A 14215-nucleotide genomic window follows, 5' to 3' on the forward strand; every position below is an offset into this window, starting at 1 on the left:
TCCTCTATATTCTATTTTCTATATTCTATTTTCTATATTCTTATTTCTTCACAGGAAATTTCCAGTCAAATTCATCTTTATTGTTGATGATTGCTCCTATTTCGAATTTTACAACCTCATCAAATTCAGTTTGAAGAATGAACCAATTGTCTTCATTGAAATAGTTTTCGAAAGTGTCAAATGTTTCCTGATTATATTTTGTGATTCCCTTTGCAGCGAAATCTTTCTTTACATCAGTGATTTTTCTTCCAATAATTTTGAATCCGAAAACTTCTAGATTGTTGCTAGAAGCCACAATATACCCTAATTTAAAATCTTCTTCTTCATAAAATGTCAATCTCATTTTGTGCGCATTGTACACAAAAATCACATTTTCGTCTTCGTCTTTATAGTTCTTATCAGGTTTTCCTAAAGCAGCTGTAACATCATTCTGCTTCATTCCGAATAATAATTTATCAATTCCTGATTTTAAATTTATTTTCATATTTCGTTTTCTTTATTTGAAATGCAAATTTCGTGAAGTTTTTTGGTGTTCTGCCACGAATTACACAAATTTTCTCGAATTTTTAAATGTCTTATTGTCTAGCTGAGCGGAGTCGAAGCTTTAACTTAACTTTTATAATTCTTTTTATTAGGTTTTGATGTCATATAAAAAGTAATTTTCCCTCCATTTACAACATCAGCATGTTTTAAGAAAGGTCTTGAAAGTTCTTTCCCATTCAATAAAACTTTGCTAACAAAAACATTTTTATCGGATTGATTTACCGTTTCAACTTCGAAGTTTTTTCCGTTTTCTAAATTGAAAATAGCTTTTTTAATCAGCGGACTTCCCAATGCATATTCATCAGAACCCGGCGCAACCGGATAAAATCCTAAACTGCTGAAAATGTACCAAGCACTCATTTGCCCAAAATCGTCATTTCCTCCCAAACCATCGGCTCCATTTCTATACATTTTTTTCAGAATCATTCTGATTTTGTCCTGCGATTTCCAAGGCGAATCTGTCCAATTGTATAAATATACTACGTGATGTGAAGGTTCATTTCCGTGAACGTAATTTCCAATAATTCCATCTCTTGTAATGTCTTCTGTATTTTCAAAATATTTATCTGGAAGATGCATATTAAACAACGAATCCAGACGCACTTTAAACTTATCATTTCCTCCCATCATATTGATCATATCAGCCGGATCTTGCGGTACATATAAACTGTAATTCCATGAATTCCCTTCAATAAAACCTTGTCCGTGTGTATCAAGCGGATCAAATTCTTTTTTGAAAGTTCCGTCATTTAATTTCGGACGCATAAAACCCGTTTTCTCGTCGTACACATTTTTATAATTCTTCGATCTTTCGATAAATTCATTGTAAATTTCAGTTTTACCTAATTTCTTTGCTGCTTGTGCAATCGCCCAGTCATCATATGCATATTCTAAAGTTTTAGAAACCGATGAACCATTTTTATCTTCAGGAACATAGCCTTTTTTCATGTAATATTCCAATCCGTCGAAATAAGGCACTTTTGCTGTATTTACACAGGCTTGAAGTGCTTTTTCGGCATCAAAATTACCATTTCCTTTTACAATTGCGTCAGCAACAACAGAAACGGAATGGTAACCAATCATACACCAGTTTTCATTGGCATAATGTGACCAGATTGGCAGCATTTTATGAACACTTTGATCTGAATGTGCCAGCATAGAACTAATCATATCTGAATTTCTAGAAGGCTGTACAATATTAAATAAAGGGTGAAGCGCTCTGTAAGTATCCCATAAGGAATAACTTGTGTAGTTGGTAAAATTATCTGCTTTATGAACATTCATGTCCAAACCTTTGTAATTTCCATCTAAATCCATGTATTCTGTAGGCCCCAAAAAGGCATGATACATTGCGGTATAAAAATTTACTAAATCTTCTTTTTGAATAGTTTCTACTTGAATTTTATTCAGTTCTTTGTTCCAGATTTCCTGGCTTTGTTTTTTCACGCGTTCGAAATCCCAATCTGGAATTTCTTTTTTCATGTTTTCCAAGGCTCCTGCAGAACTTACAGGCGATAACGCCATTTTTATTTTGATTTTTTCTCCTTCTTGTGTGTCAAAATCAAAGAACAATTTTAGGTTTTGCCCTGCCATTTCTGGAAAGTTTTTGGTTTGATCAAATCTTCCCCAAAATCCTCGATAAACACTTTTTTCTAATGGCGCTTGTCCGTAGCTTTTTATGGGTTTGCTGAAAGACATTACAAAATAAACCGTTCTGGTTCTTGCCCAGCCATTTGTCTGACGATATCCGGTAATTAAAGTATCGTTTTCAACACGAACAAAAGTCCAAACATTCTTCTTATCATAATTGTAAATTCCAGAAGTTAAATCCAGAATAATATGAGCTTCATTTGATTTTGGAAAAGTATATTGATGCATTCCAACTCTTGTTGTAGCTGTAAGTTCGGCTTTAATGTTATGATCTTCTAAAAGAACGCTGTAATATGCTGGTTCAGCTTTTTCTGTTGAATGTGAAAAAGCCGATCGATAACCCGATAATGGTTTTGAAGCAACTCCTGGATTTAGCTGCAATTTTCCTGTTGTGGGCATAATTAAAAAATCACCTAAATCAGAATGTCCAGTTCCGCTGAAATGGGTGTGGCTGAAACCTACAATGGTTTTATCTTCATATTGATAACCCGCACAGTATTTATAGACTTCTCCATTGTATTTTCCATTTAAACCGTATGCGATTGTATCGGTTTCGGGACTTAACTGAACACTCCCAAAAGGAACTGTTGCTCCTGGATACGTATGCCCCATTTTCGCAGTTCCAATCATAGGATCAACATATTGAATTAGGTTTTTTAATTTCTGTGCATTTACATTTCCAATGCTTAACAGTAAAACTGAAAAAACCAAAATGCTTTTGCATTCTCTTAAAATCGTTGAAATACTTTTTTTCATTTATCTATAATTTATTTTCATTTGAAAGTGAAAATGGAACTTCACTTTTGCGGTTCTCGCGGTCTTTATTTTCGGAATTATTCATTTCAAAATGTATGGCAGCTCCATTCATTAAATCTTGATGGCTGAAATAATTTTTATTGTATTCTGTTCCATTCAGAAAAATATTCTGAACATATTTATTTTCTTGGCTGTTGTCTGGAGCATTGATTACAATCTGTTTTCCGTTTTCTAAATTAATTGTCACACGTTTAAAGAGGGGTGCGCCAATAACATATTCGTTGCAGGTTGGGCAAACGGGATAAAATCCTAAAGCAGAAAACACATACCAAGCCGATGTTTGTCCGTTATCCTCATCTCCGCAATATCCATCAGGTGTTGGTTTGTACATTCTGTTTAAGGTTTCACGCACCCAGTATTGCGTTTTCCATGGTGTACCAGCGTACATGTACAAATATATCATGTGCTGAATAGGCTGGTTTCCATGAGCGTATTGTCCCATATTGGCAATCTGCATTTCGCGGATTTCGTGAATCACACTTTTATAATACGTTTCATCAAAAATAGGTTCGAGTGAAAAAACCTGATCCAGTTTTTTTACAAACTTATTTTTACCGCCCATTAAATCAATCAATCCCTGGACATCGTGAAAAACCGACCATGTATAATGCCAGCTGTTGCCTTCTGTAAAAGCATCTCCCCATTTATAAGGATTAAACTGGCTTGTAAATTTTCCGTTTTCCAGTTTTCCGCGCATTAATTTCGTTTCAGGATCAAACAGATTTTTATAGTTCAAACTTCTGTTTTTATACAAATCGATTTCTTCTTTTGGTTTTCCTAATGCTTTTGCAAGCTGGTAAATTGAGAAATCATCATAAGCATATTCCAATGTTCTGGCTGCACTTTCGTTAATGGAGACATCATACGGAACATATCCTAATTTATTATAATAATTTACTCCAAATCGTCCAACAGCATTAAGCGGACCTTCGCTGTTTGCTCCGTGCTTTAATGCTTGATACAATGTCTCAATATCGTATTTGTAGGTGTCTTTATTTTTAAGATAAGCCTCGGCAACCACCGAAGCAGAATTATTTCCAATCATTACATTACGCAGTCCGGGACTTCCCCATTCTGGAAGCCAGCCGCTTTCTTTGTAAGCATTTATAAGTCCTTCTTGAATATTGGCATTCAAATTCGGACGCATTATATTTAACAGCGGAAATAACGCCCTGAAAGTGTCCCAAAATCCAGTATCGGTAAACATATATCCCGGCAATACTTTTCCGTTGTAAGGACTGTAATGAATAATATTTCCATCTTTATCAAGTTCGTAAAACTTTCTTGGAAAAAGCATCGTTCTGTACAAACAAGAATAAAACATTTGATTCTGGTCTTTTGTACCGCCTTCAGTAATAATAGCGCCTAGGCTTTTGTTCCAGATTTCTCTTCCTTTTTTCTTGGTTTTTTCGAAATCATCAGAACCAATTTCTTTCAGATTTAATTCAGCTTGTTCAATACTAATAAACGAAGAAGCAACTTTTGCGGTAATTATTTCACCTTTTTTAGTTTTAAAACCTACAACAGCTCCAACATGATCGTTTGTTACTTCACTGGCTTTGCTTAAGGATTTTCGGTTAAAAGTATTTATCTCTTCAAAAGGTTCATCAAACTGAATGACAAAGTAATTTTTAAAATTTGCAGGAACGCCTTTGCTGTTTTTGGTAGAATACCCAATGATTTTATTTTCTTTCGGAAGGATTTTTATATACGAACCGCCGTCGAATGCATCAATAACAACATACGATTTATCGTTTTCAGGAAAAGTAAATTTAAAATAAGCCGCTCTTTCAGTCGGTGTTATTTCAGTCGTAATATCGTAATCGGCTAAATAAACGCTGTAATAATAGGGTTTTGAAATTTCTGATTTATGCGAAAACCAGCTTGCTCTCTCATCTTCATTAAAAACAGGTTTTCCAGTTACGGGCATAATCGAAAATTGTCCGTAATCGTTCATCCACGGCGAAGGCGCATGTGTTTGTTTGAATCCACGGATTTTATCAGCTGAATAGGTATAAATCCATCCATCGCCCATTTTTCCTGTTTGTGGTGTCCAGAAATTCATTCCCCATGGCAGTGCAATTGCGGGATAAGTGTTTCCGTTTGAAAGACTGGGTTTAGAATCACTTCCTATTAATGGATTTACAAAATCTACGGGTTCATTAAATTCTGTTGAAATGATGGTTTGGGCTTCAATAAGCTGACTAGAGAAGAATATAAAACCCAACAAAAATAATCTCATAATAAAAAAATGTAGCAAAATAATTAAAGCTAGAAAATTACGACAAAATAGAGTTTCTAAAAAATTTTAAACTAATTTCCGTTTATCTTTGATTGTTAAAATATATATGCCTAATGAAAAAAGTCCTTTTAATTTTTTTACTAATGAATTCAGCTTCTATTTTCTCTCAAAAAATAGAAAGCTATAAATTGACTAAAGAACAAATTTCGCAAAGAGAACTTAACGAAATTGCAGATTTTCCAATTTACAAAGCAATCGAATTCAGCGATAAAGGCGGAGTTTATGATTTAGTTTTCACCGAAAACCAAAAAACAATTTCTAAAAAAGATACTTTGAATACCAAAATTCAAGCAATTTGCGTGATTAATGATCATGGCGGTTTTTTAGAAAAATGGAGAATTACTGATTTATTAGAAGATACTGATCCGAAAGAAACCAGTATTTGGTTTTGGACAAAATATTGCAGTGCAAAAGATCTTGATGGAGATGGTTATGCTGATCCTGTAATTGTATATGGATCAAAAACTGAAGACGATTATACAAGACGTGTAAAAATAATTACAGTTTACAAAAACAAAAAATATGCAATCCGTGCTGTAGAATGTGATTTAGATTATTGCAGAAGTTTTAAAAAGGACAGTAATTGGAATTCGCTTCCGCAGAAAATCAAAACGTATGTGGATCAATTGGTTGTGAAATTGAGAAAAGAGCAGAATTTAATTTTGAAGGATGGGTAAGATTCTTTGTGAGTTATGAGTTATGAGTTATAAATTGTGAATTGTGAGTTGTGAGTTATGAATTTTAATCTAATTGTAATAAAATGATTACTATTGTAGCAACGGATAAAATCCGTTGAAAAAATAATAGCAACAGAAATTGAGTTCCGTAGGAACGGAATATATTTAATTATTGAATACTAGGATCTAAAGCTTTTTCTTTAGGTTTCCTTTACTTCGTCGAACCATTCGTCTTTTAGAATACTTAGAATTATGGAATCGCGACGGATATTACCTTCTCTTGTAGGCATATTGCTTCGTAGAATGCCCTCGACTTTACAGCCAATGCTTTTCATTGCGGCAATGCTTCGTTCGTTATTATTATCGGCGCGGAATTCTACTCGTTCCATTTTAAGAGTTTCGAAAGCGAATTGTAATAATAAAAATCTGCAGTGTTTGTTTAAACCGGTTCCTCTAAAAGCTGAACCGTACCAAGTGTAGCCTAACTGAAGTGTTTTAAATTCTAAATTGATATCATAAAAACGAGTTGATCCAGCGTATTTTTGCGATTTTTTATCGAATACAATAAATGGAAATTCTTTTTGATTTTCTCTAGCTTTTACTGCTAATTGAATATAATGAATCAAATTTTCTTTTCCTTCAGCACCAACTAAAGAATATTTCCATGTTTCAGGTTCGTTGATTGAGATTTCCAAAAGATTTTCAACATCTGATTCCTGAATAGGACGCAGTAAAACTAAATTATCTTCTAAAATTACCTTATCGGAGAAACTGAAATTTGAAGCTGTATTCATATTTTTTAGTCTTTATATATCGTTATTTAAACTCTTAAAAATTCTATTTTTTTTCAGTTGTCTTAACTGCCATATAACTGCAATTACAACACCAATTCCTCCGCCTGCATAACTAAAACTATGCATTTCAGAAACTGCAATAAAATTTTTCACATTTATAATTTGAAGAGGGAAACAACAATTTGATTCTAAATTTGAAAAACCAAGAAAACCATAACATAAACCTAATAAACCTATTATTGTAGTGGTAGTCAGCATTATCTGAATGGCATAACTAATGCTTTTTATCATTGCTTTTGCATTAGCAGAAAACAGACCGATAAATGCAAAGATAAATCCAGCATATAATCCAATCCACCAAACACACCATACGCCAATTAGTGAAGCGGTTAATCTTGGAGTAGTTCTTCCGTATTCTACAAAACCGAATCTTTCAAATAATACTTCGGTAAAAAATTCGCTTGAAATGGTAAATGTAAATTGATTATGTAAAATCCCGAAAAGTGAAGCTACAATAATGCTTAAAAGGATCGAACAAACAAAAATAAGGGCTTTTTTCATCTCACATTCACAGTAAACAAAACCTACTCACTCATTTCGTCATAACGTTCCGGAACTTGCGGGTCGTAAAGCGGACATTTGAATTCTTCCATGATATCTACTAATTTATTCATGGTTTTTCCTTCTGTACCGTAGCAGTCGATTTTTATACTTTGAGGTGTTGTAATAACTTGAAATGCGCCTTTTCCTTTTGGATTTTTCCAGCTGTTTTCATCGACTCTTTCCCATTCAGAAAAGACCGAATTGATTCTGTTTACGATTACTTCGACTTGAAGAACAGCCAGACCTTCCACTTCTTGTTTTTCTACAAGAGCTTCATAAACTTCCTGATTGTTCAGATACATTTCGTCTAGATATCTCCAAAAAAGTAATTCGTACATATTATGTGTTTTTTGAAACCATATAAGTTATATAAGTAAATATAAATTCTTTCTGAATGAAATTGAAGAGTCAAATCAAAATTGGGCTTCGACTTCGCTCAGCCTGACAAATCTGATCTGTCAAATTAAAATGAACTTATATAACTTATATGGTTTAAGTATTTTTTAATAATTGAATGTTCCGTATTCGCTTGTAATAGTAAGTTTCTTCTCTTCAGAAGCTTCTACTCTACCTACGATTTGCGCATCAACATTGAATGATTTCGAAATTTCGATAATATCTTCTGCAATGTTTTCCGGAACGTAAAGCTCCATTCTGTGCCCACAGTTAAAAACTTGGTACATTTCTTTCCAATCTGTTTTTGACTGCTCCTGAATTAATTTGAACAATGGCGGAACTGGAAATAAATTGTCTTTTATAACGTGTAAATCTTTTACAAAATGTAAAATTTTAGTCTGTGCACCACCGCTGCAGTGTACCATTCCATGAATATCTTCTGGAGTGTATTTGTCTAAAATTTTCTTGATAATAGGTGCGTAAGTTCTCGTTGGAGAAAGCACTAATTGTCCGGCATTGATTGGACTGTTTTCAACTTCATCTGTTAAATTAACTTGTCCAGAATAAATTAATTCTTCAGGAACTGCCGCATCATAACTTTCTGGATATTTTTTAGCTAAATATTTCCCGAAAACATCGTGACGTGCAGAAGTAAGTCCGTTACTTCCCATTCCTCCATTATAACTTTTCTCATAAGTTGCCTGTCCGAAAGAAGCCAAACCTACAATTACGTCACCCGCTTTGATGTTTGCATTGTCTACAACATCTGCACGTTTCATACGAGCTGTTACAGTAGAGTCAACAATAATTGTACGAACTACATCTCCAACATCTGCGGTTTCTCCACCAGTTGAATGAATCGTAACTCCGAATGATTTTAATTCATTGATTAATTCTTCTGTTCCGTTGATGATAGCCGAAATAACTTCGGCAGGAATTAGGTTTTTATTTCTTCCAATAGTAGAAGAAAGTAAAATATTATCTGTTGCACCAACACATAACAAATCGTCGATATTCATGATTAAGGCATCTTGGGCGATTCCTTTCCAAACCGAAAGATCTCCGGTTTCTTTCCAATACATATAAGCCAAAGATGATTTTGTACCCGCTCCATCGGCATGCATAATAAGGCAGTGTTGGTCGTCCTGAGTTAAATAATCAGGAACAATTTTACAGAATGCCTGCGGAAATAAACCTTTGTCGATGTTTTTTATAGCGTTATGAACGTCTTCTTTTGATGCCGAAACACCTCTTTGTGCATATCTTTTACTAGAATCTGAACTCATGAAAATTAGTTTGTGTTGATGTGGTGCAAAGATAATCCCTTTTTTTAATTCTTTGGCTTATTCAAATATAGGTTTCGAAAAAAATCAAATATTTTGGCATAAAAAAACCTGTCTTATAAAAGACAGGTTTGTAAATTGGGTTTCAGAAAACTATTATTTGGTAAATAATAATTCTCTGTATTTAGTTAAAGTCCAGCTTTCGTCATCAACTAAAAGTTCTAGCTTATCGCAGTGATTACGAATATCTTCAAAATATGGTTTCACATTATTGCAATAGGCTTCGGCCATTTTTTGAGCGTCTGTTAATTGATTGGCTTTTTTTCTTTCGTTAGTCATTGCTAATACTTTAGAATTGATGCCTTCAATATGACCTGAGATTTCTTTAATTAAAACAATCTGCTCTCGTGCAATGTCCTCAAAGTCTTTTCCGAAAATTTCTTTTAAACCTTTTACATTTTCAATTAAAGTATTTTGGTAACGAATGGCAGTAGGAATAACGTGGTTTCTAGCAATATCACCTAAAACACGTCCTTCAATCTGGATTTTTTTAGTGTATTCTTCTAATTCAATTTCATAACGGGCTTCAGCTTCAACATGATTAAAGATTCCTAATTCAGCAAATAAATCCAACGCTTGTTTCGAAACTTTTGCTTTGATTGCTTCTGGAGTTGTTTTAAAGTTGCTCAATCCTCTTTTTTTCGCTTCTTTTTCCCAAGCTTCGCTGTAACCATCTCCTTCAAAAAGGATTTTTTTAGATTGTTTGATGTATTCTCTTAGTACGTTGAAAATAGCATCGTCCTTTTTCATGTCTTTTGTATCAATTAGTTTTTCAACTTCATTTTTAAAGTCGATTAACTGTTTTGCTACAATTGCATTTAAAGTTGTCATCGCATTTGAACAGTTTGAATTTGAACCAACTGCTCTAAATTCGAATTTATTTCCTGTAAAGGCAAAAGGGGAAGTTCTGTTACGATCAGTATTGTCTAATAATACATCTGGAATTTTACCAACAACGTTTAATTTAAGATCTGTTTTTTCTTCTGGCGAAAGTTTTCCTGTCGTTACGCTCTCTAATTCTGATAGAACTTTAGTCAATTGTGCTCCAATGAAAACCGACATAATAGCTGGCGGCGCTTCGTTTGCTCCTAACCTGTGATCGTTACTTGCAGTTGCAATAGAAGCTCTTAATAAAGTTTCGTTATCATTTACCGCTTTAATCGTATTAATGAAGAAAGTCAGAAACTGTAAATTACTCATTGGCGTTTTACTCGGACTTAATAAGTTAACTCCAGTATCAGTAGCCAATGACCAGTTATTGTGTTTTCCTGAACCGTTTACTCCTTTAAATGGTTTTTCGTGAAATAACACTTTAAAATCATGACGCTCAGCTACTCTTTGCATTACATCCATTAATAAAGAGTTGTGGTCTACGGCTAAGTTGGTTTCTTCAAAAATCGGCGCTAACTCAAACTGATTTGGCGCAACCTCATTATGACGTGTTTTTACCGGAATTCCTAATAGCATACATTCCTGCTCTAAATCTCTCATATAGGTAAGAGCACGAGTTGGAATAGATCCAAAATAGTGATCGTCTAACTGCTGTCCTTTTGCAGAAGTGTGTCCTAATAAAGTTCTTCCTGTCATCATTAAGTCAGGGCGAGAATTTGCCAAAGCTTTATCAATCAAGAAATATTCCTGCTCCCATCCTAAAGTTGCAGTTACTTTTTTTACGTTTTTATCAAAATAGCGGCAAACCTCTGTCGCAGCTTCATCAATTGCAGATAAAGCTCTTAATAAAGGTATTTTATTGTCTAAAGCTTCACCTGTATATGCAATAAATACAGTTGGAATACACAAAGTTGTACCATATATAAAAGCAGGCGAAGTTGGATCCCAAGCGGTATACCCTCTTGCTTCAAAAGTATTTCTGATTCCTCCATTTGGAAAACTTGACGCATCTGGTTCTTGCTGTACCAATTGTGCCCCTCCAAATTTTTCTACAGGATCGCTTCCGTCATAAGACGTTTCAAAAAAGGCATCATGTTTTTCTGCGGTTGTTCCTGTAAGCGGCTGAAACCAGTGTGTATAATGTGTAACTCCTTTTGCCAGAGCCCATTCTTTCATTCCCATGGCGATATAATCGGCCATTTTTCTGTCGATTTTAGTTCCGTGCTGAATGGCATCTCTTACTCCTTTAAAAGCATCGGGAGTTAAGTACTGCTTCATCGCTTTTTCATTAAACACATTTGAGCCAAAAAGATTTGATTTTCGGTCCATTTCTTCAAAATGCAGCGGCTTTCTATTAGAAGCTTCTTGTAAAGCCTGGAAACGTAATGTTGACATTGGTTATATATTTTAAATTCGTAATAATTTTCATTAAAAAAATGAGGAACAAATATAAACAATTAAAGTCCCTTTTTAGAATATAAAATTTAGATTTTTGAACTCTAATTTCACAATGAAAGACGGTTTTTTCAGAGAATATACATTGTCGTATGCAGAAATATAACAAAAAACCGCAATATTATTCATTAAATAAACATTTTTTCATAATTCCTTAACCCAAAAAATCAAAAATACCCCTTAATTATTACGAATTTATTTTTTTACCCCATAAAAAATTACTTATTTTAAAATATACCCCTTCGAAAATTGCGCTTCTCCAAAAAATCACACTCGCCAAAACAAAATAGCCCCCTAATTTTTAGGACTAAAAAAATAAATCTATATTTGACCCAGCGAAAAAACAAAAAAAATAAATTTATATTATTATGGCTAAAATTAAGTTAGAGTACATTTGGTTAGACGGATACGAACCAACTCAAAATCTTAGAAGTAAAACTAAAGTTGAAGAGCACGAAAATTTCAAAGGAACATTAGAAGAACTTGGAAATTGGTCATTTGATGGTTCGTCAACTAAACAAGCTGAAGGTGGTTCTTCTGACTGTCTTTTAGTTCCTGTTGCAATTTATCCTGATCCAACTCGTATCAACGGATGGTTAGTAATGTCTGAAGTTATGTATGCAGACGGAACACCACACCCTTCTAACGGAAGAGCTACAATTGATGATGAAGATGATGATTTTTGGTTTGGTTTCGAACAAGAGTATTTCATCATGGATACTAAAACTCAACTTCCACTTGGTTTCCCAGTTGGAGGATACCCTGCTCCACAAGGGATGTACTACTGTTCAGTAGGTGGAAAAAACACACACGGTAGAAAATTAGTTGAAGAACACGCTGATTTATGTATCGCTGCAGGAATTAACTTTGAAGGAATCAACCAAGAGGTTGCTTGTGGACAATGGGAATTCCAATTATTCGCTAAAGGAGCTAAAAAAGCTGGAGATGAAATCTGGGTTGCTCGTTACCTATTAGACCGTTTAACTGAGAAATATGGTTACTATATTGAATATCACCCAAAACCTCTAGGAGATACTGACTGGAATGGTTCTGGAATGCACGCTAACTTCTCTAACTCAGTTCTTAGAACTTGTGGTTCTCAAGAAACTTACGAGAAAATCTGTGAAGCTTTCCGTCCTGTTACTAAAGAGCATATCGCAGTTTACGGAGCTTACAATGAGCAGCGTTTAACTGGTAAACACGAAACTGCTTCTATCAATGATTTCTCTTATGGAGTTTCAGACAGAGGATGTTCTATCAGAATTCCTTTAATGACTGTTCAAAAAGGTTGGAAAGGTTGGCTAGAAGACAGAAGACCAGCTTCAAACGGAGACCCATACAAAATTGCTGCTAGAATTATCAAAACTGTTAAATCAGCTCTATAATTTAAAGCTTACCATATATTTTCTAAAAATGCCTGCAAAAACTGCAGGCATTTTTTATTAGAAACAATAAGGATATCTATTTTAAGAATTAAAAATTAAAAATTAAAAATTAAAAATTCACAACCATCAACCACCAACAATCAACCAAAAATTTTAAAAGTACCTTTCGTACTAATTAATTTTTAATTTAAACATCAAAAGTTATCTTTGTAAATCATTTAAAAAAATCATTATGATAGTCTGGACTTTGTTTTTACTGGCAGTTGTTTTTATCCTTGCTTTGGATTTGGGAGTTTTTAATAAAACCCCACATATCATCAGCACTAAAGAAGCCAGTAAATGGACTCTAATCTGGGTAACTTTATCCTTCATTTTCTCAGGTGTTATATACTGGTTGTACACGACCGATTATATCGAAAATCCAGATCAGTTAAAACCGGCAGTGGCTTCCATGAAATTCATTACTGGATATTTGATCGAGCTTTCGTTAAGTGTTGACAATATCTTTGTTATTGCTATTATTTTTGCTTCGTTCAAAATTCCACAGAAATACCAGCACCGTGTTTTATTCTGGGGAATTCTGGGAGCTGTTATTTTTCGCGGATTAATGATTTTCTTTGGGGTAATGCTGATTAATAAATTTACATGGACGACTTATCTATTTGGTGCGTTCTTGTTATTTACCGCTGTAAAAATGCTGTTTTCTGGAGAAGATGAGGATTTTCACCCAAAAGATTCTTTTATATATAAGGCTTTAGGAAAAATTATACCAATTACTTCAGAGACTGACGGCGAGAAATTTTTCATTAGAACCGAAAAAGGAAAAAAAGCGGCAACTTCATTATTTGTTGCTTTGATTGTAATTGAAGTTATGGATGTCCTTTTTGCAGTCGATAGTGTTCCTGCTATTTTAGCCATTACTTCAGATCCGTTTTTAGTATTTAGTTCTAATATTTTTGCTATTCTTGGATTGCGTTCTATGTATTTTTTCTTAGCCAATATGCTGGCAAAATTCAGTTATTTAGAATACAGCTTAGTCGCTATTTTGGCATTTGTTGGTTTAAAAATGCTTTTACACGATTGGATCCACGTACCAGAATGGGCTTCTTTAGGATTTATTGCCCTTTCTCTTTTAGTTGGAATTCTAGTTTCTTTAAAATTTGGAGAAGAAAAAGAACTTACGGATTCAGATTCTACTGAAGAATAAGTTTTAGAAATATATAAGTAATAAAAAAAAGGGAATCTTTCGATTCCTTTTTTTTTACCTTTGATCATAAAAAATTAGTACTTTTCATACTTTTTAACAATAAAAAATAAGGTATTTCGTATTTAAAATATATTTTTGCTTTATTATTAATCC

Annotated in this window: 11 protein-coding genes; 3 read left to right on the forward strand and 8 right to left on the reverse strand. The window is 33.8% G+C overall.

The genetic code is table 11. The features are described 5' to 3' along the window. Positions 1–40 precede the first annotated feature (40 nt). From P2W75_RS12420 to P2W75_RS12430, 3 genes are all read right to left on the reverse strand, one after another. The gene (locus tag P2W75_RS12420) at positions 41–484 is read right to left on the reverse strand and encodes a hypothetical protein (RefSeq protein WP_276380703.1); all 444 of its coding nucleotides are present in this window, start codon (positions 482–484) and stop codon (positions 41–43) included. A 125-nt stretch (positions 485–609) separates the two neighbouring features. Continuing rightward, positions 610–2949, reverse strand: coding sequence for a GH92 family glycosyl hydrolase (locus tag P2W75_RS12425; protein ID WP_276380704.1), 2340 nt, complete (start codon positions 2947–2949; stop codon positions 610–612). Between the two features lie 4 nt (positions 2950–2953). Next, the gene (locus P2W75_RS12430) at positions 2954–5251 is read right to left on the reverse strand and encodes a GH92 family glycosyl hydrolase (RefSeq protein WP_276380705.1); all 2298 of its coding nucleotides are present in this window, start codon (positions 5249–5251) and stop codon (positions 2954–2956) included. 113 nt (positions 5252–5364) lie between these two features. On the opposite strand from P2W75_RS12430, the gene P2W75_RS12435 reads away from it, so the two are divergent. Next, positions 5365–5988, forward strand: coding sequence for a M949_RS01915 family surface polysaccharide biosynthesis protein (locus P2W75_RS12435; protein ID WP_373921632.1), 624 nt, complete (start codon positions 5365–5367; stop codon positions 5986–5988). A 200-nt stretch (positions 5989–6188) separates the two neighbouring features. On the opposite strand, the gene P2W75_RS12440 is transcribed toward P2W75_RS12435, so the two are convergent. The 5 genes from P2W75_RS12440 to P2W75_RS12460 form a co-directional block, all read right to left on the reverse strand. Then, positions 6189–6782, reverse strand: a complete 594-nt coding sequence (locus P2W75_RS12440; RefSeq protein WP_276380707.1) for a GNAT family N-acetyltransferase — start codon at positions 6780–6782, stop codon at positions 6189–6191. 12 nt (positions 6783–6794) lie between these two features. Beyond that, positions 6795–7343, reverse strand: a complete 549-nt coding sequence (locus tag P2W75_RS12445; RefSeq protein ID WP_276380708.1) for a hypothetical protein — start codon at positions 7341–7343, stop codon at positions 6795–6797. Between the two features lie 23 nt (positions 7344–7366). Further along, on the reverse strand, positions 7367–7723 hold the full coding sequence (locus tag P2W75_RS12450) for a hypothetical protein (protein ID WP_207297080.1): 357 nt from the start codon (positions 7721–7723) through the stop codon (positions 7367–7369). A gap of 165 nt (positions 7724–7888) precedes the next feature. Then, a complete protein-coding gene (locus tag P2W75_RS12455) occupies positions 7889–9067 on the reverse strand; it encodes an AIR synthase related protein (RefSeq protein ID WP_207297081.1) in 1179 nt (392 codons plus the stop codon). Positions 9068–9220: 153 nt separating this feature from the next. Then, positions 9221–11410, reverse strand: a complete 2190-nt coding sequence (locus tag P2W75_RS12460; protein WP_207297082.1) for a glutamine synthetase III — start codon at positions 11408–11410, stop codon at positions 9221–9223. Between the two features lie 428 nt (positions 11411–11838). Here P2W75_RS12460 and P2W75_RS12465 point away from each other — a divergent pair, with 428 nt between their 5' ends. Continuing rightward, a complete protein-coding gene (locus P2W75_RS12465; RefSeq protein ID WP_132990016.1) occupies positions 11839–12855 on the forward strand; it encodes a glutamine synthetase beta-grasp domain-containing protein in 1017 nt (338 codons plus the stop codon). 232 nt (positions 12856–13087) lie between these two features. After that, complete coding sequence (locus tag P2W75_RS12470) at positions 13088–14062, forward strand: TerC family protein (RefSeq protein WP_207297083.1); 975 nt, start codon at positions 13088–13090, stop codon at positions 14060–14062. The last annotated feature ends 153 nt before the right edge of the window (positions 14063–14215 follow it).

It is taken from the genome of Flavobacterium sp. H4147 (assembly GCF_029360735.1).
Classification (GTDB): Bacteria; Bacteroidota; Bacteroidia; order Flavobacteriales; family Flavobacteriaceae; genus Flavobacterium; species Flavobacterium endoglycinae.